Origin of the sequence: Streptomyces sp. T12 (assembly GCF_028736035.1) — a bacterium.
Lineage (GTDB): Bacteria > Actinomycetota > Actinomycetes > Streptomycetales > Streptomycetaceae > Streptomyces.
Genome location: NZ_CP117866.1, coordinates 5,354,966 through 5,378,683, shown reverse-complemented (window position 1 = coordinate 5,378,683; position 23,718 = coordinate 5,354,966). Strand labels below are relative to the sequence as shown.

18 protein-coding genes, 1 tRNA gene and 3 pseudogenes are annotated in these 23,718 nt (G+C 69.5%); 16 read left to right on the top strand and 6 right to left on the bottom strand.

Going from position 1 to position 23,718, the window contains the following annotated elements:
- Nucleotides 1-66 precede the first annotated feature (66 nt).
- The 5 genes from ppdK (at nucleotide 67) to PBV52_RS24110 (ending at nucleotide 4,746) form a co-directional block, all read left to right on the top strand.
- Nucleotides 67-2,754 (top strand): pyruvate, phosphate dikinase, encoded by a 2,688-nt coding sequence (gene ppdK / locus PBV52_RS24130; RefSeq protein ID WP_274241037.1) that lies wholly within the window; start codon nucleotides 67-69, stop codon nucleotides 2,752-2,754.
- A gap of 168 nt (nucleotides 2,755-2,922) precedes the next feature.
- Nucleotides 2,923-3,387, top strand: a complete 465-nt coding sequence (locus tag PBV52_RS24125; RefSeq protein WP_274241036.1) for a pyridoxamine 5'-phosphate oxidase family protein — start codon at nucleotides 2,923-2,925, stop codon at nucleotides 3,385-3,387.
- 309 nt (nucleotides 3,388-3,696) lie between these two features.
- On the top strand, nucleotides 3,697-4,089 hold the full coding sequence (locus PBV52_RS24120) for an STAS domain-containing protein (RefSeq protein WP_274241035.1): 393 nt from the start codon (nucleotides 3,697-3,699) through the stop codon (nucleotides 4,087-4,089).
- Between the two features lie 17 nt (nucleotides 4,090-4,106).
- On the top strand, nucleotides 4,107-4,583 hold the full coding sequence (locus tag PBV52_RS24115; protein WP_306801443.1) for a hypothetical protein: 477 nt from the start codon (nucleotides 4,107-4,109) through the stop codon (nucleotides 4,581-4,583).
- A 34-nt stretch (nucleotides 4,584-4,617) separates the two neighbouring features.
- Entirely contained in the window at nucleotides 4,618-4,746 is a 129-nt protein-coding gene (locus PBV52_RS24110; protein ID WP_274241034.1) for a hypothetical protein, read from the top strand.
- Nucleotides 4,747-4,801: 55 nt separating this feature from the next.
- On the opposite strand, the gene PBV52_RS24105 is transcribed toward PBV52_RS24110, so the two are convergent.
- The 4 genes and pseudogenes from PBV52_RS24105 to PBV52_RS24090 form a co-directional block, all read right to left on the bottom strand.
- Nucleotides 4,802-5,302, bottom strand: a complete 501-nt coding sequence (locus tag PBV52_RS24105; RefSeq protein ID WP_274241033.1) for a flavodoxin domain-containing protein — start codon at nucleotides 5,300-5,302, stop codon at nucleotides 4,802-4,804.
- Nucleotides 5,303-5,318: 16 nt separating this feature from the next.
- Nucleotides 5,319-5,980, bottom strand: a pseudogene (locus PBV52_RS24100) (CBS domain-containing protein).
- Between the two features lie 12 nt (nucleotides 5,981-5,992).
- Complete coding sequence (locus PBV52_RS24095) at nucleotides 5,993-8,692, bottom strand: bifunctional GNAT family N-acetyltransferase/acetate--CoA ligase family protein (protein WP_274241032.1); 2,700 nt, start codon at nucleotides 8,690-8,692, stop codon at nucleotides 5,993-5,995.
- A gap of 187 nt (nucleotides 8,693-8,879) precedes the next feature.
- A pseudogene (locus tag PBV52_RS24090) lies at nucleotides 8,880-9,756 on the bottom strand (type I glyceraldehyde-3-phosphate dehydrogenase).
- Here PBV52_RS24090 and PBV52_RS24085 point away from each other — a divergent pair.
- From PBV52_RS24085 to PBV52_RS24065, 5 genes and pseudogenes are all read left to right on the top strand, one after another.
- Nucleotides 9,732-10,139: pseudogene (locus tag PBV52_RS24085) on the top strand (STAS domain-containing protein); the annotation flags it as partial. The pseudogenes PBV52_RS24090 and PBV52_RS24085 sit on opposite strands and share 25 nt — an antisense overlap.
- 243 nt (nucleotides 10,140-10,382) lie before the next feature.
- Nucleotides 10,383-10,847, top strand: a complete 465-nt coding sequence (locus PBV52_RS24080) for a cyclic nucleotide-binding domain-containing protein (protein ID WP_274241031.1) — start codon at nucleotides 10,383-10,385, stop codon at nucleotides 10,845-10,847.
- Between the two features lie 34 nt (nucleotides 10,848-10,881).
- Nucleotides 10,882-11,562 (top strand): CBS domain-containing protein, encoded by a 681-nt coding sequence (locus tag PBV52_RS24075; RefSeq protein ID WP_274241030.1) that lies wholly within the window; start codon nucleotides 10,882-10,884, stop codon nucleotides 11,560-11,562.
- A 181-nt stretch (nucleotides 11,563-11,743) separates the two neighbouring features.
- Nucleotides 11,744-12,445 (top strand): response regulator transcription factor, encoded by a 702-nt coding sequence (locus PBV52_RS24070; RefSeq protein ID WP_274241029.1) that lies wholly within the window; start codon nucleotides 11,744-11,746, stop codon nucleotides 12,443-12,445.
- Between the two features lie 94 nt (nucleotides 12,446-12,539).
- Nucleotides 12,540-12,740, top strand: a complete 201-nt coding sequence (locus PBV52_RS24065; protein ID WP_274241028.1) for a hypothetical protein — start codon at nucleotides 12,540-12,542, stop codon at nucleotides 12,738-12,740.
- 152 nt (nucleotides 12,741-12,892) lie between these two features.
- Here PBV52_RS24065 and PBV52_RS24060 read toward each other — a convergent pair.
- Nucleotides 12,893-12,976, bottom strand: a tRNA-Leu gene (locus tag PBV52_RS24060).
- A 498-nt stretch (nucleotides 12,977-13,474) separates the two neighbouring features.
- On the opposite strand from PBV52_RS24060, the gene PBV52_RS24055 reads away from it, so the two are divergent.
- The 6 genes from PBV52_RS24055 (at nucleotide 13,475) to pknB (ending at nucleotide 21,689) form a co-directional block, all read left to right on the top strand.
- Nucleotides 13,475-14,347, top strand: coding sequence for a DUF3662 and FHA domain-containing protein (locus PBV52_RS24055; RefSeq protein WP_274241027.1), 873 nt, complete (start codon nucleotides 13,475-13,477; stop codon nucleotides 14,345-14,347).
- Between the two features lie 10 nt (nucleotides 14,348-14,357).
- Nucleotides 14,358-14,873, top strand: coding sequence for an FHA domain-containing protein (locus tag PBV52_RS24050; protein ID WP_062713116.1), 516 nt, complete (start codon nucleotides 14,358-14,360; stop codon nucleotides 14,871-14,873).
- 90 nt (nucleotides 14,874-14,963) lie between these two features.
- Complete coding sequence (locus PBV52_RS24045; RefSeq protein WP_274249534.1) at nucleotides 14,964-16,538, top strand: Stp1/IreP family PP2C-type Ser/Thr phosphatase; 1,575 nt, start codon at nucleotides 14,964-14,966, stop codon at nucleotides 16,536-16,538.
- A gap of 27 nt (nucleotides 16,539-16,565) precedes the next feature.
- The gene (locus PBV52_RS24040) at nucleotides 16,566-18,017 is read left to right on the top strand and encodes an FtsW/RodA/SpoVE family cell cycle protein (protein ID WP_274241026.1); all 1,452 of its coding nucleotides are present in this window, start codon (nucleotides 16,566-16,568) and stop codon (nucleotides 18,015-18,017) included.
- Entirely contained in the window at nucleotides 18,014-19,489 is a 1,476-nt protein-coding gene (locus PBV52_RS24035; protein WP_274241025.1) for a penicillin-binding protein 2, read from the top strand. The genes PBV52_RS24040 and PBV52_RS24035 overlap by 4 nt, the downstream gene beginning before the upstream one ends.
- A 169-nt stretch (nucleotides 19,490-19,658) precedes the next feature.
- Nucleotides 19,659-21,689: a Stk1 family PASTA domain-containing Ser/Thr kinase gene (gene pknB / locus PBV52_RS24030; protein WP_274241024.1), complete on the top strand. Its 2,031-nt coding sequence runs from the start codon at nucleotides 19,659-19,661 to the stop codon at nucleotides 21,687-21,689.
- Nucleotides 21,690-22,955: 1,266 nt separating this feature from the next.
- Here the strand turns inward: pknB and PBV52_RS24025 are convergent.
- Nucleotides 22,956-23,708 (bottom strand): class E sortase, encoded by a 753-nt coding sequence (locus PBV52_RS24025; protein WP_274241023.1) that lies wholly within the window; start codon nucleotides 23,706-23,708, stop codon nucleotides 22,956-22,958.
- Nucleotides 23,709-23,718 lie beyond the last annotated feature (10 nt).

Below are 23,718 nucleotides of genomic sequence, written 5' to 3'. Positions count from 1 at the left end.
CTGCGTCGAGATCAAGAACCGAACCCAGGAGCCGGACGAGCCCGCCGAGCCGAGGAGCGCAGCGTCATGGTCCGTTACGTGTACGACTTCCATGAGGGCCGCCGGGAGATGGCGGATCTGCTGGGCGGCAAGGGCGCGAACCTGGCCGAGATGACCCGGCTGGGACTGCCGGTCCCGCCGGGCTTCACCGTCACCACCGATGCGTGCCGGGCCTTCCTCGCCACCGGCTCGGAACCGGACGGCATGGTGGCGGAGGTCTCCCGGCACCTGTCTGCCGTCGAGGCCGCCGCGGGCCGGCGGCTGGGGGAGCGGGACGACCCGCTGCTGCTGTCCGTCCGGTCCGGGGCGCGGTTTTCGATGCCCGGGATGATGGAGACCGTGCTCGACATCGGGCTGAACGACGACTGCGTCCTGGGGCTGGCCAAGGTCTCGGGCAGTGAGCGGTTCGCCTGGGACTCGTACCGCAGGCTGGTCCAGATGTTCGGCAGTACGGTCCTGGGCGTCGACGCGGCCTTGTTCGAGCGAATCATGACGAGGCTCAAGAGCCTGCGCAACGCTCCCGACGATCTGCACCTGGACGCACGCGACCTCGCCGAGCTGGTGGAGGCGTACAAGGAGCTGATCCGTGACGAGACCGGGGAGGACTTCCCGCAGTCTCCCGCCGAGCAGCTGCGCCGGGCGGTCCTGGCGGTCTTCCGCTCCTGGAACGGCGAACGCGCCCGCCTCTACCGGCGCCGCGAACACATCCCCGACGACCTGGGCACCGCCGTGACGGTTCAGCGCATGGTCTTCGGCAACCTCGGCCCGGACTCCGGCAGCGGCGTCGCCTTCACCCGCGACCCGGCCACCGGGCGCAGCGGGCTCTACGGCGACTACCTGCCCAACGCGCAGGGCGAGGACGTCGTCGCCGGCATCCGCAACACCGTGCCGCTGACCGAGCTGGAGCGACTGGATCCCCGGTCCTATGACCAACTGCGTGCCCACATGCGAACCCTGGAGCGGCACTACCGGGACCTGTGCGACATCGAGTTCACCATCGAACGCGGCACGCTGTGGATGCTGCAGACCCGGGTCGGCAAGCGCACCGCCGAGGCCGCGTTCGCCATCGCCGCCGAGCTGACCGACGAGGGGCTCGTCACCCGGGACGAGGCGTTGGCGCGGGTCAGTGGCGACGGGCTGGCCCGGCTGATGTTCCCGCGTTTCGACACCTCCGCGACCGGCGAGGCTCTCGCCCACGGCATCCCCGCGTCGCCGGGTGCCGCAGTCGGCGCGGCAGTCTTCGACTCCGCCGAGGCGGTACGGCGTGCGGCGGCCGACGAGAAGGTGGTCCTCGTCCGCCAGGAGACCACCCCCGACGATCTGCCGGGCATGATCGCCGCACAGGCCGTGCTGACCAGCCGTGGCGGCAAGACGAGTCACGCGGCTGTGGTGGCCCGGGGCATGGGAAAGGTCTGTGTGTGCGGCGCCGAGGAACTCGCCGTGGACACCGAGGCCCGGCGGTTCACCACCCGCGCCGGCACCGTCGTCGAAGAGGGCACCGTCGTATCCGTGGACGGCTCCGACGGTGCCGTGTATCTCGGCGCAGCCCCACTGGCCGACTCCGCGGTCATACGGTTCCTGGAGACCGGCGAGCGGTCGGCGGGCGTGGTCGGCGCCGTGGCTCGCGTTCTTGAACACGCGGACGCTGTACGGCGATTGGAGGTGCGGGCGAACGCCGACACCCCTGAGGACGCGCGGCGCGCCCGCCGCTTCGGAGCGCAGGGCATCGGGCTGTGCCGCACCGAGCACATGTTCCTCGGCGAGCGCCGCAAGCTGGTCGAGGAGATGATCCTGGCCCGCGACGACGCCGAGCGCGAACGGGCGCTGAATGCGCTCCTGCCGCTGCAGCGACAGGACTTCACCGACATCCTGGAGGCGATGGACGGCCTGCCGGTCACCATCCGCCTGCTGGATCCGCCGCTGCACGAGTTCTTGCCCGACCGCACCGATCTCGCCGTACGCATCGCCGCTGCCGAGGCGCGCGGCGGGCAACCCGATCCGCACGAGCGGGCGTTGCTCGAAGCCGTGGGCCGTATGCACGAGGAGAACCCGATGCTCGGCCTGCGCGGCGTGCGCCTCGGCCTGGTGGTCCCGGGCCTGGTCGCCATGCAGGTACGGGCCGTCGCCGAGGCCGTCGTGGCCCGCACGCGGGCCGGGGGCTCACCGCACGCCGAGATCATGGTGCCGCTGGTCGGCGCGGTCGAGGAACTGCGGATCGAGCGTGCGGAAGTGGAACGCGTGCTCGCCGAGGTGTCCGAGGAGTCCGGCGTCCCCATGCGGTGCCCGGTCGGCACGATGATCGAACTGCCGCGCGCCGCGCTCACCGCCGGCCGCATCGCCGAGGAGGCCGAGTTCTTCTCGTTCGGCACGAACGACCTCACACAGACCACCTGGGGCTTCTCCCGGGACGACGTCGAGGCCGAGTTCTTCTCCGCCTATCTCGACAAGGGCATCTTCCCCGCCTCACCGTTCGAGACGATCGACCGCGACGGCGTGGGACGGCTGGTCCGCATCGCGGTCGACGAGGGCCGCGCCGCGCGCCCCGGCCTGACGATCGGCGTCTGCGGCGAACACGGCGGCGATCCCGAGTCCGTCCACTTCTTCCACGCCACGGGACTGGACTACGTGTCCTGCTCGCCGTTCCGGGTGCCGGTGGCGCGTCTGGAGGCGGGCCGGGCGGCGCTGGCCGGGACCGAGGGCAGCGACAGTCGGTGAGGACGCGGCGTACGGGGCCGTCCGGGCCCTCATCGGGGCCCATCGGCCCTTGGAGCGGTTCATGGTCCGGGAGACAGTGGAAGCAGGAGCGGCACCGATCCCCCGCGGTGTCGCTCCGCCCCCAGCGCAGACCAAGCAGTGAGCAACGCACCCCAACGGAAGCCAGTCATGGTCCACGACGACAGCCGGCCGGCCCTCGCAGGGCCGCGCCGCCGCATCGAGTTCAACGGTGCCGAGGCGCTGCGGCTGCTGGGCAGCGTGTCCCTGGGGAGGATCGTCTTCACCCGGCACGCGCTGCCGACCGTCCGCCCGGTCAACCACGCCCTGGACGGCGGAGACATCGTCATCCGCACCCATGAGGGCGCCGCCCTGACCTCACACGCCCAGCGGGCCGACGACCCGGGTGTCGTCGTCGCCTACGAAGCGGACGCCATCGACCCGCAGACACATCTCGGCTGGAGTGTGGTCGTGATCGGGTACGCCCGGCTGGTGACCGATCCCGACGACCTGGCCCGCTGCCGGGCGCTGGTGCGGCCGTGGGTGGAGCAGGCCATGGACCAGGCGATCCGCATCCGCCCCGACCTGGTCACAGGCATCCTGCTCACCGCAGACGGCAGCTCGGACGAGGCCTGAACCACGCCCGGGCAGCACAGACAAGAAGTGCCGGTCAGCCGCCGGGAACGACGACCACGGGGCAGTGCGAGCGGTGCAGGAGGGCGCCGGCGTCAGTGCGAGTCTGGCGCCGCCCTGCGGCGGTTTTGCCCCGCAAGTCCAGATTGACCCGCGCGTGCGGATCGCATGAGCCGGTCGGACCCCTCGAAGGGCCGTACAGGGGCTGGTTCGTACGGCTGCCGCATGCGGCCTCCTGTGGGCTCACCGGACCCTCGCGGCAGGGACCGTTCGGCCCTTCCGCCCGGTCTTCGGCGGGGCTTTGATCAGACCATGTCCGACAACCACACGCGGCTCGCACCGTCCCAGGCGGTACACACCGTCGACGGGACGACGATCGTCGCGCTGCACGGCGAGATCGACCTCGTGACAGCGATGCCGCTGGCAGCATGCCTGGACGCGCTGGCCTCGGGTCCGCGCCCCGATCTGGTGGTCGACCTGCGTCCCGTGTCCTTCATCGACTGCTCGGGACTGGGTGTCCTGTGCCGGACGCGTAACCGGGTCCTGGCACGTCACGGCCGCCTCCGGCTGGTCATCGGCAGCAGACGCGTCCTGCGGATTCTCCGCGCCGCGGGCTTGAGCGGAGTGTTCGAGGTGCATCCCGACCTGTCCAGGGCACTGGGCCGTGCGCCGACCGTCGACGCCTCTCCCGTCGCCCTGGGCTGAACGGCCCATCCCCAGCCGTGAATCAGTACCGGGCGGCCCTGCGGCGTCGGGACGATGTCGTCAAGGCTTGGATCGTGCTGGCCGTGTGGATGGTCGTCGCGGTGGGAGGCACCGTCGCCGGTCTGGTGACGGCTCACGCCACCGACGAGGCCCATGCACGGCAGCGTGCCGAGCGCAATCCCGTCCGCGCGGTGCTCCTCGCCGACGTGCCGATACGCGCATCGGCAGTCAGGTCGTCGGGCGACAAGGCGCTGGCCAAGGTCGGCTGGACGGCGCCCGACGGCTCCCCCCGAACCGGCCGCACGCTGGTCGACACAGGGCTGAAGGCCGGAACCGGACTGACGGTCCGTCCACGCCACGGGAGCCCTCGCACGGTGGCGGCTCGACCGGCGGCGCATCGACGGGTGGGGCCGGGAGTGGGACCTGGTGGGTCCGAGCTGGGGACACCGGACCAGCTGAAGGAACGCGATCCCCTGCGAAAGGCACGACCATGAACGACAGGACCGCGCCGCCTGGGAGGACCACGAGGTGCAGCTGCTGGCCCACGCGCTGAAGTCGTGGCGGGAGAAGTACCCCGAGGTGCGCGTGCTGGAGGACGTCCGGCTGTTCACTCCGGCCCGGGCCCTCATCCAGCTGTGCGCGGGCGCTGCTGCGTGAGGCCATGTGCCGCTGCCCGGCACCAGGGTCGTCCGCTTCGTCGGCTGATCGTCGGCTAATCACCACCCGTCAGCTCAGCGGCCACACGCCCCGCCCACTCCTCGATCGCCGTGAAGTCCCGGAAGTCCCCGCCCTTCCCGGAGCGCAGGATCATCCCGGCCACCCACCCCTTCGCACCCTCCTCCAGGCAGCCCCCGAAGGTGACGTGCTCCCTGGCGTCCAGCCGCGTCATGGCCTTCTTCACTCCGGGCACGGGCGGGATGTCCCGCTCGGAGGCCGAGGGGTCGAGGGGGCCGCTGCTGAAGAGCCAGAGCGGGCGTTCGGCGAGGGCCCGGCCGTGCCGCCGGACGAAGCGGCGGGCGTCCTTGTGCCAGCGTCCGGCGTACAGACCGCCGCCGACCACGACGGCGTCGTACGAGGACACGCTCGCCACGGTCCGGGCGGGCAGGGCATCCGCCGTGAGCCCGTCCTTGCGCAGGACGTCGGCGATGGCTTCGGCGATCTGCGCGGTCGATCCGTTTGTCGTTCCGTAGGCCACCAACACGTTGCCGGTCATGGTGGTCCGCCTCCTCTCAGAGCCGGCGCAGCCAGTCGGCCACGCCCTGCAGTGTCGGCTCATCGGGCCGCAGCCGCGTGTCGTCCACGCTCCAGGTGAGCTGGTCGACCACGGCGACGACACCGTCGATCCGGCGGGTCATCGAAACGGCGATGTCCCTCTCGCTCTTGCGTTCCGTCTGGCCGGTGAGGGTGACGACCCCTTCCGTGACGGAGACGTCGATGCTGGGCGGCAGCAGCCGCAGAGCGCGTATCAGCACCTCCTGGACGATCTCGTCGCGGATCTCCCCCGTCGGGTCGCAGGAAGACCTGGAGCAGGTCGCGCCGGGTGACGATGCCGACCAGGCGGTCCGCCTCGTCGAGGACGGGCAGCCGTTCCACGCGCCGCTCGGCCATGGTCCGGGCGGCCTCGACGATGGTGTCGTCGGCGTGCACCGTGATGGGAGGTTCGGTCATCAGCCGACCGGCGGTGCAGGCCTTGGCCTTCGTTGCCTGCCGCCTGGCGCGCCATCAGGTCCGTTTCGGAGATGACGCCGATCACCTTGTCGTCCTCGTCGACGACGGGCAGTCCGCTGATCCGGTGGTCGGCGAGCAGCAGCGCGACCTCCTTGAACGGGGTGCCGTACTCGGCCCGGACGACGTCCTTGGTCATCACGGAGCCGACCTTGTTGTGCTTCATGGCTGGTCCGCCTCAGCGCAGGCGGCGCAGATAGGGGTCGTGGGGCCGCCGCGGCAGCAGGCGGACGCGTGCGTCGAGCACGGTGACCCGGCCCGGTGTCGCGAGGACCGGGTTGAAGTCGGCCTCGGCGAGTTGCGGCAGGTCCGTGGCCATGCGGGACAGGCGCAGCAGCAGTTGTTCCAGGCCCTCGAGGGCGACGGGCGCACTGCCGCTCGCGCCGAACAGGAGCGAGGCGCAGCGCGGGGACGTGATCAGGTCGTGCACGTCGTGGTCGGTGAGCGGGGCGAGCCGGGCGGCGTGGTCGGCCAGCACCTCGGTGGCCGTACCGCCGAGGCCGAACAGCACGAGCGGCCCGAAGACATCGTCCTGGACGACGCCCGCGAACAGCTCGGTGCCGCGGGCGGCGAGCGGCTGCAGGACCACTCCGGTCATCAGGCCCGCGAACCGCGTCTCCAAGTCCCGGAACGCGGCACGCACCTGGGTGTCGCCCCGCAGGTCGAGGTGAACCGCGTGCTGCTGCGTCTTGTGCACCAGCCCCGGCCAGTAAGCCTTCATGACCACCCGTCCGTCGAAGCCGCGCAGCCGGTCGGCGGCGAGGACGGCGGCGTCCTCGGTCTCTGCCCAGGCCCAGCCGATCTGGGGGATGCCGTAGCAGGACAGCAGGTCGGCGCAGGTGCGTGGTTCGAGCCAGCCACCGTCCGGATGCGCGCGGAGGTGGTCGTCGACGACCGCGTGCGCGCGTCGGGCGTCCACGTCCGTGAGCTCCGTGACGGTACCGGCGGGACGCCCGAGCCAGGCCGCGCGGGCGGCGGCGTGCGCCAAGGCCCGTGCCGCCGCGTGCGGTTCGGCGTAGGAGGGGATCGTGCCTCGGTCGGCGGCAGGCAGCAGTTCGACCGGCAGGGCCTGTTCCAGGCGTACGACGGCGACGGGCCGGGCCCGGCGTCCGGGGGACCGGGTGAGTGCCCGTACCAGGTCGTCTCCGGTCGCCTCGGCGAGCGCGGTCGGGACGAGGGCCACCAGTACGGCGTCGGTTCCCGTGCACCGCATGAGCCGGTCCACGCACGCGCCGAGCTGTTCCTCGGTCACCGCGGCGGTGGCGTCGACAGGGTTGCCGATCGCGGCACCGGCCGGGAGTACGGCGAGCAGGTCGTCGACCGTCGTGGGGCTGAGCGGCGGCAGGACGAGCCCGGCCTCCGCGCAGGCGTCGGCGGCCAGGACGCCCGCGCCGCCCGCGTTGGTGACGATCGCGACCCGGGAGCCCTCCGGCAGTGGCTGGGAGTGCAACAGGGCGGCAGCTTCGAGGAGTTCGCCGACCGAGCGGGTCGCAGTGACGCCGGCCTGGGTGAACAGCGCCTGGCGGGTCATGGTGCGGGTGGCGGCGGCCGCCGTGTGCGAGGCTGCCGCGCGGCGGCCCGCGTCGGTACGCCCGGCGTCGACGGTGAGCACGGGCATGCGGCGGGTCACCCGACGGGCCGTACGGGAGAACGCGCGCGGGTTGCCGAAGGACTCCAGGTGCAGCAGGGCGAGGTCGGTGCGGCCGTCGCTCTCCCACCACTGGAGCATGTCGTTGCCGCTGACGTCGTACTTGTCGCCGAGGGAGACGAAGGAGGAGACGCCGATACCCAGGCGGGACAGCCCGTCGAGCAAGGCGATGCCCACCCCGCCGGACTGGACGGCGACGCCCGCCGTGCCGGGGCGCGGGTGGCCGGCGGCGAACGTGGCGTCGAGGCGCAGTTCCGGCTCGGTGTTGGAGATGCCCAGGCAGTTCGGTCCGACGAGGCGCATGCCGTGGGTGCGGCAGGTGGACAGCAGTGCCTGTGCCTGGTGGCTGTCGAGACCGGCCGTCACCACGAGCAGCGCCCGTACGCCCGCTCTGCCGCACTCCTCGGCGGTCTTCGGGATCACGGCGGCGGGGACGGCGAGCACCGCGAGGTCGGGGGTCCTGGGAAGAGAGCTGACCGACGGATGGCACGGCACTCCCAGGATCGAGTGCGCGGCCGGGTTCACCGCGGTCAGGCGCCCGGCGTACCCAGCCGCGTGCAGATGGTGGAGGATCGCCCGGCCGACCGAGCCGGGCTTGCGTCCGGCACCCACGACCGCGACGATCTTCGGCCGCAGCAGGGGCCGGAGACTGGCCACGTCGGCGGAGCGCCCGCGTGCCTCCACGGCCGACAGATAAGCATCGTCCTCGTCGAGTTCGACGGTGCAGCGCACCTCCGGGCCGTCGAAACGGCGGGTGACGCGCAGCCCGAGGTCGGCGAAGAGGCGGACCACCTCGTGGTTCTCGCTGAGCGCGTCGGCGGTGAACGTGGTGATGCCCTCGGTACGGGCCGCGAAGACGAGGTGTTCGACGAGCAGGGTGCCGACCCCGCGGTGGTGGAGTCCGTCGGCCACGGCGATGAAGATCTCGGCGGAGTCCTTGGCGTCCTCCCCCGTGTCGTACTCGGCGAGACCGATCACCCGGCCCTGGGTCTCGGCCAGCAGCGCCCGGTATCCGGGGCGGGCCGGACCACAGGCACGGTCGGCGGCCAGGGCGGCGGAACGCCGGCTCGCGGCGGAGAACCTGAGCCGCAGGTTCTCCGGCGACAACTCCTCGTAGAACCGCTCCAGCCGAGCGTGGTCGCCCGGTGCCACGCGGCGGATGCACACGGTGGTGCCGTCCGCGAGCAGGGCGTGGACCGGGGAGCGCGGGTGTAGCACGTCGTCCGTCATCGTGGGTCTCCTCCCGGCCTCTCTCGGCACTTCGAGCATCCAGCGGATCGGCGAGGGGTCCCATGGGCTGTCCGGGGTGTTCCGGGGGCCGGTCGGCCCAACGTTGTCCGCTGGTCGTCCCTGCTGGTCGTCCCAGGTGCGCGGAGGGGACCGGTGATCGGCGGCACCGGTCCCCTCCGAGTCCGTTTCAGGCGTCAGCGACGAGGGTCGTGAGGTCGAGGAGCCGGTTGGTGTAGCCCCACTCGTTGTCGTACCAGCCGAAGACCTTGCCCAGGGTCCCGTTGGCCTGCGTGAGCGCCGGGTCGAAGACGCAGGAGGCGGGGTCGCCGATGACATCGCGGGAGACGATCGGCGCCTTGGAAACGCGAAGGATCCCGTTGAGCGGTCCCTCGGCGGCCACGGTGAACGCCTCGTTGATCTCCTCCACGCTCGCCTCGCGGTTCAGGACGACGGCGAGGTCGGTGAGCGAGCCGTCCTCGACGGGTAGCGGACGGCGATCCCGTCCAGCGCGCCCGCCAACTCCGGCACGACGAGGCCCACGGCGCGGGCGGCGCCGGTGCTGGTCGGGATGACGTTCAGCGCGGCCGAGCGGGCCCGGCGCACGTCCTTGTGCGGGCTGTCGAGGAGCGACTGGTCATTGGTGTGGCCGTGGATGGTGGTCATCACGCCGCGGTCGATGCCGAAGGCCTAGTGCAGCACCTTCACCATGGGGGCGACGCAGTTGGTGGTGCAGGAGGCGGCCGAGACGATCCGGTCGCGGTGCCGGTCGTAGGTGTCGTCGTTGACGCCCATGACGATGGTGGCGTCCACGCTCTCGACGATGTCGGCGCCTAGTCAGACCAGTGGAGCTCCGCCGGATTGCGCTCGGCGCTGATGGCGATGCGTCGCCCGTCGACGGTGATCGAGCTGTCGTCGTGTCTGACCGCGCGTCCGATGTGCCCGAACGTCGAGTCGTACTCCAGCAGATGGGCCAGGGCGGCGCGTGAGGTGATGTCGTTGATCGCGACCACCTCGACGTCCTGGGTGCCCGCTTCGGCGCGGTCGAGTGCCGCGCGCAGGTAGATGCGACATCGACGACTGCCCGCAGGCCCACACGATCCCCGGACTGCTGGTCTACCGCTACGACTCACCGCTGTTCTTCGCCAACGCCGAGGACTTCCGCCGCCGTGCCCTGGCAGCCATCGACGAACAGACCGGCCCCGTCCGCTGGTTCGTCCTCAACACCGAGGCCAACGTGGAGGTCGACATCACCGCGTTGGACGCCGTCGACGAACTACGCCGCGAACTCACAGACCGCGGCATCGTCTTCGCTCTCGCCCGCGTCAAGCAGGACCTCCTGGACGACCTCCAGGCGTACGGCCTCGCGGACTCCGTGGGAGCGGACCTGATCTTTCCGACCCTGCCGACCGCCGTGGCCGTCTATCGGAGATGGGCACGCGATCACTAGGCCGACAGGCCATGCGCCCCGAAGTCGGGCGTCAGTGACGTACCCACATCGCTCACCCCCTCCGTCGGCGGGTCGTCTCACGCCTTCATGGAACCGCCGCGTCGACATCGCGGCTGGGTGTCGAAGGTCTCCTGGTCGGAGCCGGGTGGCCCCCCTCCATGGACCGGGCGGCCCATGGCCCGCCGCCGACTGCGGGCACACGCTGGCCCTGGAAGTCCCTGCACCCCAGTCGGGAGGCACGCCATGATCCCCACGCCCACGCCCAGCATGCTGCGCGCCCTGCCCGCCGAGCACCGGCAGCGGCTCATGCGCCTCGCCCGCGAGGTGTCCTTCCCGCAGGGGACGCGCCTGTTCGAGGAGGGCGGCCGGGCCGACCGGTTCTGGATCATCCGGACGGGCACGGTCGAGCTGGACATGCACGTGCCGGGCCGCCGCGCGGCCGTCATCGAGACCCTCCAGCACAACGAACTCGTCGGCTGGTCCTGGCTGTTCACACCGCACGTCTGGCACCTGGGCGCCGCGGCGACGACGCCGGTGCGGGCGTACGAGTTCGACGCCACGGCCGTCCGCACGATGTGCCGGGAGGACCCGGCCATGGGCCACGCCGTCACCCAGTGGGTCGGCGACGTGCTCGCCCACCGCCTCCGCTCCGCCCGCACCCGGCTCCTGGACCTGTACGCCCCCTACGGCGCCGGCAGCCACGTCTGAGAGGCCCACGAGCCGAAGCGAGGAAGGAGCCACCATGCACGGCACCCCGCACATCGTCAGCGACGTCATGACCCACACGGTCACCGCCGTCGGCCGCAGGGCCACGTTCAAGGAGATCGTGCAGCTGATGCAGGACTGGAAGGTCAGTGCCCTGCCCGTCCTCGAAGGCGAGGGCCGCGTCGTCGGCGTGGTCTCCGAGGCCGATCTACTGCCCAAGGAGGAGTTCCGCGACAGTGACCCGGACCGGTACACCCAGCTCCGCCGCCTGTCCGACCTGGCGAAGGCCGGCGCGATCACCGCGGAGGAGCTGATGACCTCCCCTGCGCTCACCACCCGCCCCGACGCGACGCTCGCCCAGGCCGCCCGGACCATGGCGCACGCCAAGGTCAAGCGGCTGCCGGTGGTCAATGAGCTGGGCATGCTGGAGGGCATAGTCAGCAGGGCCGACCTGCTCAAGGTGTTCCTGCGCGGCGACGACGAGATCGCCGAGGAGGTTCGGCGTGAGGTCGTGGCCTACCTCTTCCCGGCGCCGGGCTCGGCGCTCCGGGTCCAGGTGCACGATGGGGTGGTGCAGCTCACCGGGCACGTCCGGGACACGGCGCTGATCCCCGTGGCCGCCCGTCTCGTGCGTGCCGTCGAAGGCGTGGTGGATGTGGACTTCGAGCTGGAGGGCCGCACGAGCGTCGCCGGGTCGAGGGGCAGGCCACTCTCGTGATCTTCGATGCGATCAGAACACCACCGGGGGCTGCTGAACCGTGGCCGTTGGGCCAGTAGGGGCACATCTCGCAGCCGATGGGGCCGGACGGCCCTAGTGCATCCTGCCCCGGCGAGCAAGGATCGGCACACGAGCAGTCCGTGGTCCGCAGGCCGTGAGCCACCGGGAACAAGGGGTCGTCATGACCGAGACAGGCACCTTCACGGAGCAGAACCCGATCCGCGTGTTCCTGCTGGACGACCACGAGGTCGTACGACGAGGCCTGACCGATCTCCTCGACGCCGAACCGGACATCTTCGTGGTCGGCGACGCGGACACCGTCGAGCACGCCCTCGTCCGAGGCCCGGCGCTACGCCCACACGTCGCCGTGCTCGACGTACGCCTCCCGGACGGCGACGGCATCACGGTCTGCCGCGAGCTGCGCAGCCAGATGCCGGAGCTGGCCTGCCTCATGCTGACGTCGTTCGACGACGAGGACGCCTTGCTCGACGCCATCATGGCCGGCGCCGCGGGCTACGTCCTCAAGCAGATCAGAGGTTCCGACCTGATCTCGGCCGTCCGCACGGTCGCCTCGGGCCAGTCCATGCTGGACCCCGCAACCACGGCCCGCCTGATGCGCTCCCTGCGCGCCGACCCAGCCGAGACGCCGTCCATCGCACCCGAGCTGGCAAGCCTGTCGCCCCGCGAGAGGGACATCCTCGCCCTGATCGGCGACGGCCTGACCAACCGCGAGATCGGCAAGAAGCTGTACCTGTCGGAGAAGACCGTCAAGAACCACATCTCCCGGCTCCTGGCCAAACTCGGTGTCCAGCGCCGCGTCCAGGCCGCGGTCCTCGCCTCGCACATGGAGCAGCCCGGGACGGGCGAACGCCAGAGGCCGTGAGCCCCAGCCGTGGCGGCACGGGCCGCCACCTGGGGTCGCTGGTGGGACTGCTGGGACTGGTGGGACATGCCATCGTGCAGCGGAAGGAAACGACGTGGAGATCACCGCGTACGGAGTCCTCGCCGACGACAGGCCGCTCCTGGAGGAAGCCTTCGACCGGACATTCGGCGCGACCACAGGGACCCCGACGCACCCACCGCCGCCCGATCCGAGAACCGAGGAGCTGGACCCCGACCGGCCACCTCGCGCCGGCGGCACAGATCGATCCGACCTCGGCGCGGCAGCACCACAATGACAGGCCCCACCCGTGAGATAGCTCACGGGTCGGGGCCTGCTGTGTGACCTGACCAGGCTGTGTGATGCCTCACAGCGATCATGGAAACGAGAAACGGGCCCCTGCGGTGACTTCCGTCACCTGCAGAGACCCGTTTCATCGGTTTCTCAGCGTGCGCGAGGGGGGAGTTGAACCCCCACGCCCTTGCGGGCACTGGAACCTGAATCCAGCGCGTCTGCCTATTCCGCCACCCGCGCATTGGGTGTGTCCTCGGGCTTCTTCCCTTGTGGTCCGGCGCCTTCCGACACGCAGAACATTAGCACGTCGGCCAGGGTGAGTTCACATCCCTTACCCCCGGGCAGCAGCCCTGCAGCCGCCCACCAGCACCGTCGGCATCTCCCACCGACAGCACCGAACCAACCCGCGACGCCATCCGTTCCGTATCAACGAGTACCTGTTCACGTATCAACCTCGTACCGGTACCTCACATCTGTCCAGGAGCCGGTCGGGGTCCACAGTCAGGTGCGGGACACTGGTTTGCGGCCACCTCTACGATCCATGGCAGGACTATGGCCCTGAGGAGTTCGAAGCAGAGCTCCACAGGGAACTTCGAGGGCGTCGACACCCGTCGACCGGGCCGACAGGGGGAACCAGCCGATTCACCGGCGCGTGGATACGATCAGTAAGCAGTACCAGGTGAAGCAGTACCCGCCCGGCGGGATGCAGGACGAAGCAGGCGACGGAGGAGGTGCCCCATGGGAGTCCTGAAGAAGTTCGAGCAGCGTCTCGAAGGTCTGGTCAACGGCACCTTCGCCAAGGTGTTCAAGTCAGAGGTCCAGCCCGTGGAGATCGCGGGAGCGCTCCAGCGCGAGTGCGACAACAACGCGACCATCTGGAACCGCGACCGTACGGTCGTCCCCAACGACTTCATCGTGGAGCTGAGCGCGCCGGACCACGAGCGCCTGAGCCCCTACTCCGGCCAGCTCGGCGACGAGCTCGCCGGCATGGTCCGCGACTACGCCAAGCAGCAGCGCTACACCTTCATGGGCCCGATCAAGGTCAACCTGGAGAAGGCCGACGACCTCGACACCGGCCTGTACCGCGTGCGCAGCCGTACGCTCGCCGGCTCCACCAACCAGCAGGGCGGCGGCCAGCAGGCTCCCGCGCCCGCCGCCCCGGCCGGGCGGCCCGGCGGCGCCCCGGGTGGCTACGGCTACCCGCCGGCCGCCGCACCCGCGGGCGCCCCGCCGATGCCGGCCGCGCCGCCCCCGGGCGGCCGCCCCGGCGGTTACGGCTACCCGCAGCCCGCGGGCGGCCAGCGCCCCGCGGCCCCCGCGGCCGGCGGACGCACCCGCTACTGGATCGAGATCAACGGCACCCGCCATCAGATCTCCCGCCCGACGCTGGTGCTGGGCCGCAGCACCGAAGCCGACGTGCGGATCGACGACCCCGGCGTCTCCCGCCGGCACTGTGAGATCCGGACCGGAACGCCCTCGACGATCCAGGATCTCGGGTCCACCAACGGCATCGTGGTGGACGGGCAGCACACCACCCGCGCTACGCTCCGCGACGGCTCGCGGATCGTCGTGGGCAGCACCACCATCATTTACCGGCAAGCCGAAGGGTGAAGCGGGGGCAATGTCAGAGCTGACCCTCACGGTCATGCGGCTGGGTTTCCTGGCCGTACTGTGGCTGTTCGTGATCGTGGCCGTGCAGGTCATCCGCAGCGACCTGTTCGGTACGCGCGTCACCCAGCGCGGCTCCAGGCGCGAGGCCGGCCGACCGCAGCAGGCCGCCCGGCAGGCGGCGGCGCCTCCGCAACAGCGCGGCCAGCAGGGCGGCGGCCGCCAGCGCCGTAACGCCCCCACCAAGCTGGTCGTGTCCGAGGGCACTCTGACCGGCACCACCGTCGCGCTCCAGGCCCAGACCATCACCCTGGGCCGGGCGCACGACAGCACCATCGTGCTGGACGACGACTACGCCTCCAGCCGGCATGCCAGGATCTACCCGGACCGCGACGGCCAGTGGATCGTCGAGGACCTGGGCTCCACCAACGGCACGTACCTCGACCGAACGCGGCTCACGACCCCCACACCGATTCCGCTGGGCGCGCCGATCCGCATCGGCAAGACCGTCATCGAGCTGCGGAAGTAGTACGACAATGAGCGAGCGGAGCGAGCACGCAGCGGCGGCCCACACGACGGGCCCCGGCGCGCTCCCGACCGGAGGGTGGGCACCGTGCGGATGTACCCGGAGCCGACGGGCGAGGTGCGCATGAGTCTGTCACTGCGCTTCGCCGCCGGATCGCACAAAGGCATGATCCGGGAGGGCAACGAGGACTCCGGATACGCCGGACCCCGCCTGCTCGCCATCGCCGACGGCATGGGCGGCGCGGCCGCCGGCGAGGTCGCCTCGTCGGAGGCCATCTCGACGATCGTCGCCCTCGACGACGACATCCCCGGCTCGGACATCCTCACCTCGCTCGGCACCGCCGTACAGCGCGCCAACGACCAGCTGCGCTCGATGGTCGAGGAGGACCCCCAGCTCGAGGGCATGGGGACGACCCTGACGGCCCTGCTGTGGACCGGGCAGCGACTCGGCCTCGTCCACGTCGGCGACTCGCGCGCCTACCTGCTGCGCGACGGCGTCCTCACCCAGATCACGCAGGACCACACCTGGGTGCAGCGCCTCGTCGACGAGGGACGCATCACCGAAGAGGAAGCCACCACCCACCCGCAGCGCTCCCTGCTGATGCGCGCGCTGGGCAGCGGCGACCACGTCGAGCCCGACCTGTCCATCCGCGAAGTCCGCGCCGGCGACCGGTACCTGATCTGCTCCGACGGCCTGTCCGGGGTGGTGTCCCACCAGACCCTGGAGGACACCCTCGCCAGCTACCAGGGCCCCCAGGAGACCGTGCAGCAGCTGATCGAGCTCGCGCTGCGCGGCGGCGGCCCCGACAACATCACCGTGATCATCGCGGACGTCCTCGACCTGGACACCGGCGACACCCTCGCCGGGCAGCTGTCCGACACCCCGGTCGTGGTCGGCGCCGTCGCCGAGAACCAGAACCACCTGCACGACAACGGCATCATGCAGACCCCGGCCGGCCGCGCCTCCGGGCTCGGCCGCCAGGTTCCCGGACAGGGCGGCGGGGGCGGCGAGTTCGGCCCGCCCGGCTCCGGTGACACCACCGGCTACATCCCGGCGGGCAGCTTCGGCGACTACACCGACGACGACTTCGTCAAGCCCCGCACGGGCCGCAAGTGGCTGAAGAGATCCTTCTACATCGCCCTCGCGCTCGGCGTGATCGGCGGCGGCCTGTACGGCGGCTGGCGCTGGACGCAGACGCAGTACTACGTCGGCGCCAACGAGGAACACGTCGCCCTGTACCGCGGGATCAGCCAGGACCTGGCCTGGGTCTCGCTCTCGAAGGTGGAGAAGGACCACCCCGAGATCGAACTCAAGTACCTGCCGCCGTACCAGAAGAAGCTGGTCGAGGCGACCATCGCCGAGGGCGGTCTGAAGGACGCCCAGGCGAAGATCGACGAGCTCGCCCTGCAGGCCTCCGCGTGCCAGAAGCGCTCCGAGCAGCAGGCCGCCGAGAGCGAGAAGAACTCCAGGACGGGCGAAGGCGAGGCCGGAGGCACCACGGGAACCACCCGTACCTCTCTTACGTCCAAGGCGACACCGACGCCGAATCCGTCGGCCACCAACTCCCCGAACCCGTCCACCTCCCCGACACCGACTGCGACGCCAAGCCCCGGCCCCACTCTCTCGGAGGAAGAGCAGAAGGTCGTCTCGAACTGCGGTACGCAGTAGGCAAGCCGTGAGAGGCCCCGTCACACCATGAGCAGTACTACGAACTCGCCGACGCACCACACATCCACGATCGGCGCGATCGGCGCGCCGAGCCGGCGCAACACCGAGCTCGCGCTGCTGGTGTTCGCGGTCGTCATCCCGGTGTTCGCCTACGCCAACGTGGGGTTGGCGATCAACGACGAGGTGCCCACCGGGCTGCTCGGCTACGGCATGGGCCTCGGCCTGCTGGCCGGCGTGGGCCATCTCGCGGTGCGGAAGTTCGCGCCCTACGCGGACCCGCTGCTGCTGCCGCTGGCGACGCTGCTGAACGGCCTGGGGCTGGTGGCCATCTGGCGGCTGGACCAGTCGAAGCTGCTGCAGCAGATCGGGCAGGCCGGCGGCAAGGCGACCAACCAGCTGATCTACACGGCCATGGGGATCGCCCTCTTCATCGCCGTGCTGGTCTTCCTCAAGGACCACCGCACCCTGCAGCGCTACACCTACATCTCCATGGCCGGCGCGCTGTTCCTGCTGCTGCTCCCGCTCGTCCCGGGCCTCGGCGCCGACATCACCTACGGCGCCAAGATCTGGATCCAGGTCGGCAGCTTCACCATCCAGCCCGGTGAGTTCGCCAAGATCGTGCTGGCGGTCTTCTTCGCCGGCTACCTGATGGTCAAGCGCGACGCGCTGGCCCTCGCCAGCCGCCGCTTCATGGGTCTGTACCTGCCGCGCGGCCGCGACCTCGGACCGATCATCGTCGTCTGGATGATCTCGATCCTCATCCTGGTCTTCGAGACCGACCTCGGTACGTCGCTGCTGTTCTTCGGAATGTTCGTCATCATGCTGTACGTCGCCACCGAGCGGACCAGCTGGATCGTCTTCGGTCTGCTGATGTCCGCGGCCGGCGCCGTCGGCGTGGCCAGCTTCGAACCCCACGTCCAGACCCGTGTCCAGGCCTGGCTCGACCCGATGCGCGAGTACACGCTCAGCCGCAACGGCAGCACCGACGGCCTCGTCCACTCCGAGCAGGCCATGCAGGCCCTGTGGGCGTTCGGCTCCGGCGGCACCCTCGGCACCGGCTGGGGCCAGGGCCACTCCGAGCTCATCCGCTTCGCCGCCAACTCCGACTTCATCCTCGCCACCTTCGGCGAGGAGCTGGGCCTCGCCGGCATCATGGCGATCCTGCTGATCTACGGCCTGATCGTGGAGCGCGGCGTGCGCACCGCCCTCGCCGCCCGCGACCCCTTCGGCAAGCTGCTCGCCGTCGGCCTCTCCGGCGCCTTCGCGCTCCAGGTCTTCGTCGTGGCCGGCGGTGTGATGGGCTTGATCCCGCTGACCGGTATGACGATGCCGTTCCTGGCGTACGGCGGTTCGTCGGTCATCGCCAACTGGGCGCTCATCGGCGTACTCATCCGCATCAGCGACACCGCCCGCCGTCCCGCCCCCGCCCCCGCCCCCAACCCCGACGCTGAGATGACCCAGGTGGTCCGCCCGTCATGAACAAGCCCCTGCGCCGGATCGCGATCTTCTGCGGCCTCCTCGTCCTGGCCCTGCTCATCCGCGACAACTGGCTCCAGTACGTCAAGGCCGACTCCCTGCGGGAGGACCCCGACAACCGCCGGGTCCTCATCGCCCGCTACGCCACGCCCCGCGGCGACATAATCGTCGGCGGCAACCCGATCACCGGGCACACGGAGACCACGTCGGGCGACTTCAAGTTCAAGCGCACGTACAAGAACGGCGCCATGTGGGCGCCCGTCACCGGCTTCGTCTCGCAGGCCTACGGCGCCAACCAGCTGGAGTCCATCGAGGACGGCATCCTCAGCGGCACCGACGACCGGCTCTTCTTCCGCAACACCCTCGACATGATCACGGGTAAGGAGAAGGAGGGCGGCAACGTCGTCACGACCCTCAACGCCGCCGCGCAGAAGGCCGCGTACGCCGGCCTGAAGAAGCAGGGCGGCAAGGGCGCCGTCGCCGCCATCGAGCCGTCCACCGGCAAGATCCTGGCGCTGGCCTCCTTCCCGTCGTACGACCCCTCCACGATCGCCGGCGGCGGTGAGTCCGACGCGGAGGCCTGGAAGAAGCTCGACAAGAAGAACAACCCCGACGACCCGATGCTCAACCGGGCGCTGCGCGAGGTCTACCCGCCCGGATCGACCTTCAAGGTCGTCACCGCGGCCGCGGCGCTGGAGAACGGGCTGTACAAGACCGCGGACGAGAAGACGAAGTCGCCGGACCCGTGGGTCATGGAGGGCACCACCACCAAGCTGCCCAACGAGGGCAACATCCCCTGCGAGAACGCGACGCTGCGGGTCGCCCTCCAGTACTCCTGCAACACCGTCTTCGGCAAGGTCGGCTCCGACCTCGGCAACGACGCGATGCTGGAGGAGGCCAAGAAGTTCGGCTTCACCGAGGAGCAGTTCACGCCGACCCGCACCAGCGCGTCCGTGTTCTCCGACAACATGAACCCCTCGGAGACCGCGCTGTCCTCCATCGGCCAGTTCAACACCGCCGCCACCCCCCTGCAGATGGCCATGGTCGCCTCGGCCGTCGCCAACGACGGCACGCTGATGAAGCCGTACATGGTCGACGAGATCCAGACGCACAACCTCGACCCCCTCGAGAAGACCGGCCCCGAGGAGATGAGCAAGCCGCTGTCGGCGGAGAACGCCCAGATCCTGCAGTCGATGATGGAGACGGTCGTCGAGGACGGCACCGGCAGGAACGCCCGGATCTCGGGCGTCAAGGTGGGTGGCAAGACCGGTACGGCTCAGCACGGTGTCGAGAACAGCGAGAACCCGTACGCGTGGTTCATCTCCTACGCCAAGCTCTCCGACGGCAGCTCGCCGGTGGCCGTGGCCGTGGTGATCGAGGACGACGCGGCGGTCCGCGACGACATCTCCGGCGGCGGCCTCGCGGCCCCGATCGCCAAGAGCGTCATGGAGGCGGTCATCGGCAACAAGAAGTGACCCCGCTCACGCCCCCTTCACATCGGTGCACGTTGCGATACCGGTCCTGTATCGGGTTACGAGCTTGGCCAGGTCACACAAGATGAGCCGGGTACGGTATGCCCGGACGGACCACCGTCACACCCACAAGGGTGAGGGCGGGACCGACGGAGAGGGCTGGTAGGTAGCTATGGAAGAGCCGCGTCGCCTCGGCGGCCGGTACGAACTGGGCCAGGTGCTCGGTCGTGGTGGCATGGCGGAGGTCTACCTCGCGCATGACACCCGCCTCGGCCGCACCGTGGCGGTGAAGACGCTGCGAGCAGACCTCGCGCGCGACCCGTCCTTCCAGGCCCGGTTCCGCCGGGAGGCCCAGTCGGCCGCCTCGCTCAACCATCCCGCGATCGTCGCGGTCTACGACACGGGCGAGGACTACATCGACAACGTGTCGATCCCGTACATCGTCATGGAGTACGTGGACGGCTCCACACTGCGGGAACTGCTTCACTCCGGCCGCAAGCTGCTGCCGGAGCGCGCCATGGAGATGACCATCGGCATCCTCCAGGGTCTCGAGTACGCCCACCGCAGCGGCATCGTCCACCGCGACATCAAGCCCGCGAACGTCATGCTGACGCGCAACGGCCAGGTCAAGGTGATGGACTTCGGCATCGCCCGCGCCATGGGCGACTCCGGCATGACGATGACCCAGACCGCGGCCGTCATCGGCACCGCCCAGTACCTCTCGCCGGAGCAGGCCAAGGGCGAGCAGGTGGATGCCCGCTCGGACCTGTACTCGACGGGCTGTCTGCTCTACGAGCTCCTGACGGTCCGCCCGCCCTTCGTGGGCGACTCCCCGGTCGCGGTCGCCTACCAGCACGTCCGCGAGGAGCCCCAGGCCCCCTCTGTCTTCGACCCCGAGATCACGCCCGAGATGGACGCGATCGTCCTGAAGGCGCTGACCAAGGACCCCAACTACCGCTACCAGTCGGCCGACGAGATGCGCGCCGACATCGAGGCCTGCCTCGACGGCCAGCCGGTCGCGGCGACCGCGGCCATGGGCTCCGTCGGCTACGGCGGCTACCCCGACGACCAGCCGACCACGGCCCTGCGCGCCACGGACGCCGGCGCCACGTCGATGCTGCCGCCCATGAACCCCGACGACGGTGGCTACGGCTACGACGACCGCGTCGACCGGCGCCGCCAGAAGAAGTCCAACACCTCGACGATCCTGCTGGTCGTCGCGGCCGTACTGGTTCTCGTGGGTGCGGTTCTGATCGGCAAGTGGGTGTTCGACGGGAAGAGCGCGAGCAACAACCAGGTGCCTGTTCCGAGCCTCGTCGGCGAGACCCAGAACAGCGCCAAGGAACTTCTCGCCAACGTCGACCTCAAGCTGGGGCAGGTCACCAAGAAGGAGTGCGCGGACCAGCCCGTGGGCAAGATCTGCGACCAGGACCCTGACTCCAAGACCCCGGTCGAGAAGAACTCCACGGTCAACGTCGTGGTGTCGACCGGTGCGCCGAAGGTGACTGTGCCGAGCGTGATCGGCTTGAGCCTGGAAGAGGCCAGGACCAAGCTCGGAGCCGACGACTACCAGTTCGAGATCAAGACGGAGACACGTGAGGTCTCCTCCGACGACCCGGGCACCGTCCTCGACCAGGACCCGCCGCGCGGTGAGGAAGTCGAGAAGGGCTCGACGATCACCCTCACCGTCGCCAAGGAGGAGGAGAAGGCCACCGTGCCGGACGTCCTCGGCAAGTCCTGCGACGAGGCGAAGGCCCAGATGACGGCCAACGACCTGGTCGGCAACTGCGTCGAGGCGGAGACCCAGGACCCGAACCAGATCGGCAAGGTCATCGCGACGTCGCCGGAGGCGAACAGCCAGGCCGACAAGAACTCCACGGTGACCATCCAGATCGGCAAGCAGGCCCAGCAGAAGACGCAGGTGCCGAATGTCGTGGGCCAGACGGTGGGCCAGGCCAAGCAGACGCTGCAGGCAGCTGGCTTCACCAACATCCAGTTCGCCAACGGCAACGACCAGAGCGACACCGCCTTCGTCACCGACCAGGACCCGAAGGCCAACCAACAGGTCGACGACCCGGCAGGCACCCAGGTCACGCTGACCACCCTGAGTTTCGGCAACAACGGCGGAAACAACGGCGGCGGCGACAACGACGGCCAGATCTTCGGTGGTGCAACGGGAACGTCCGCCCGCACAGAGGACTGACCCGACACGAATGAGTGAAGCCCAGGCGCCCGAACTCGGCGCCCGGGCTCACTTACTGTAGACACTCACCGAGGCTGGCGGATGGGATTTCCCGCGGCCCCGGCGGCCAGCGGCCGAGCACTCCAGCGCGCCGAGTATGAGGCACCTCGTACCGAAGGTGAAGAATGCACCCACGGCAATCAGGGCTGCTGAGCCTCGCAACGCCAGCGAGCCCTGCGCCTTCTGCGTGAGCCGCATCGAGTTGATGCCATCTGCCGACATTGATGTCAGGAAGCGTGCTTCATTCCAGCAGCGCCACGACCCGACAGATTACCCTGAAGAGAATCAACCGCAATTCACTAAATGCATCATATCGCCTCTTTGAGTAGAGGCCACGCGGGCTAATATTCGCCAGGCGCGAATCGCCATATGGCTCGAATTGCATGTCCTACTACTGGACGGCAGGTCCGCTTGATATACGATGAGAGGACATTTACTTCCTTTACTCTGGAGGAGATATGGCAAGGCCGCTTTCCCGATTCGCGGCAATCGCTGGCGCTTCCGTCGTCGGTATAGCCATCGGAACCTCGCCGGCTAGTGCCGCTACTTATGACTGGAATACGCAAGGCACTCCCGCGGATGTCGTGGGCGCGCACACCTGGGGATCGATCACGGTTACGTCTGGAGCCGACGGCAAGCTACACGTTCAGGGGCAGGTGAAGGACACAAAGGCGGATAACCACGCGGCGACCGCAACGATAAGGCAGAAGTTCAAGATTAGTGGGAACTATCAGCATCACACCGGTGAGGACAGGACGGGTGCCAACGACTCGCAATACGGCTCCATGAGCTTTAGTGTCTTCGTTTCGGAAGTGGCTTCCGTGGATGTGGCCGAATGCGTCCTGGATGTTGGGTGCGGTAACTGGACTCGAATCTGGCCGCGGTGACCTAAAGTTGAATGTTGGGTAAAGTTCCTTCTTTTTGATCGGAAGCGATAGGTGGTTCTTTCTGGGCCGGATGGAAGTACGGGCTTTGTTCATCGGGTCGGCAAAGATTCTGTACGGCGCGGACGGCGCGCTCTACGTGGCGAGTTGTCCCCCTCACTACTGAGGTCCCCGAGCATCGCCGCCGTACGCCGTAAGGTGCTTGAGGAGTGGAGCGCCGGAAAACCGCTGAGGATCTTGGAGTAGGCAGGGCACGATCCACGGAGGCCCGAAAGCCGCAAGAGTAGGTGCGACTTTCGGGCCTCCGTCATGCTAAGTGACAGACTCCCTGCAAGGAGGTCTGTCAGCGCAACTCCTCCGGCAACGTCCGCTCCCCATCCACCTTCTCCACCCGCACCAGCTCCCCCCACACCACATACCGATACCGGCTCGTGTACACCGGCGTGCAGGTCGTCAACGTGATGTAGCGGCCCGCCTTCGTCTTGCCCGACTCCTTCGGGACGGCGGACAGGACCTTGACGTTGTACTTCGAGGTCTCGGGAAGCACGGCGTAGACCTTGTAGACGTACCACTTGTCCTTCGTCTCGAAGACGATCGGGTCGCCCTTCTCGATCTTGTGGATGTTGTGGAACTCCGCGCCGTGGCCGTCGCGGTGAGCGGCGACGGAGAAGTTGCCCTTCTTGCCCGAGGTCGGCAGGGTCGCCTTGACCGGGTCGGTGTAGTAGCCGGCGACGCCGTCGTTGAGGATCTTCGTCGACGTGCCCTTCTCGACCAGGATGTCGTCCCCGCTCATCGTGGGCACGTGCAGGAAGCCGATGCCGTTCTTCGAGTCGAACTCGGCGGGGCGGCCGGAACCCTCGTCCTGGTGGGCCCAGGTGTCACGGACCTTGTCGGCCTGCTTCGCCGCCGCGCGGTCGGCGACGACGTTCGTCCACCACAGGGAGTAGACAACGAACAGGCCGAGCACCAGGCCCGCTGTGATGAGGAGTTCGCCGAACACACTGACCGCCATCGCGATCCGACCCATACCCCGGCGGCGTGGCGGGGGCGCGTTGGTTTCCTCTGGTGCGCCTTCGGTAGTCGCTGCCACGTTCATCGGGGTCCTC

Excerpts from the sequence above, each read along its gene's own strand:
- PBV52_RS24105 (WP_274241033.1), bottom strand. The coding sequence starts at position 5,302 with ATGACCGGCAACGTGTTGGTGGCCTACGGAACGACAAACGGATCGACC.
- PBV52_RS24070 (WP_274241029.1), top strand. The coding sequence starts at position 11,744 with ATGACCGAGACAGGCACCTTCACGGAGCAGAACCCGATCCGCGTGTTC.
- PBV52_RS24055 (WP_274241027.1), top strand. The coding sequence starts at position 13,475 with ATGGGAGTCCTGAAGAAGTTCGAGCAGCGTCTCGAAGGTCTGGTCAAC.
- PBV52_RS24120 (WP_274241035.1), top strand. The coding sequence starts at position 3,697 with ATGTCCGACAACCACACGCGGCTCGCACCGTCCCAGGCGGTACACACC.
- PBV52_RS24080 (WP_274241031.1), top strand. The coding sequence starts at position 10,383 with ATGATCCCCACGCCCACGCCCAGCATGCTGCGCGCCCTGCCCGCCGAG.
- PBV52_RS24025 (WP_274241023.1), bottom strand. The coding sequence starts at position 23,708 with ATGAACGTGGCAGCGACTACCGAAGGCGCACCAGAGGAAACCAACGCG.
- ppdK (WP_274241037.1), top strand. The coding sequence starts at position 67 with ATGGTCCGTTACGTGTACGACTTCCATGAGGGCCGCCGGGAGATGGCG.
- PBV52_RS24125 (WP_274241036.1), top strand. The coding sequence starts at position 2,923 with ATGGTCCACGACGACAGCCGGCCGGCCCTCGCAGGGCCGCGCCGCCGC.
- pknB (WP_274241024.1), top strand. The coding sequence starts at position 19,659 with ATGGAAGAGCCGCGTCGCCTCGGCGGCCGGTACGAACTGGGCCAGGTG.
- PBV52_RS24095 (WP_274241032.1), bottom strand. The coding sequence starts at position 8,692 with ATGACGGACGACGTGCTACACCCGCGCTCCCCGGTCCACGCCCTGCTC.
- PBV52_RS24040 (WP_274241026.1), top strand. The coding sequence starts at position 16,566 with ATGAGCAGTACTACGAACTCGCCGACGCACCACACATCCACGATCGGC.
- PBV52_RS24075 (WP_274241030.1), top strand. The coding sequence starts at position 10,882 with ATGCACGGCACCCCGCACATCGTCAGCGACGTCATGACCCACACGGTC.
- PBV52_RS24035 (WP_274241025.1), top strand. The coding sequence starts at position 18,014 with ATGAACAAGCCCCTGCGCCGGATCGCGATCTTCTGCGGCCTCCTCGTC.
- PBV52_RS24045 (WP_274249534.1), top strand. The coding sequence starts at position 14,964 with ATGTACCCGGAGCCGACGGGCGAGGTGCGCATGAGTCTGTCACTGCGC.
- PBV52_RS24050 (WP_062713116.1), top strand. The coding sequence starts at position 14,358 with ATGTCAGAGCTGACCCTCACGGTCATGCGGCTGGGTTTCCTGGCCGTA.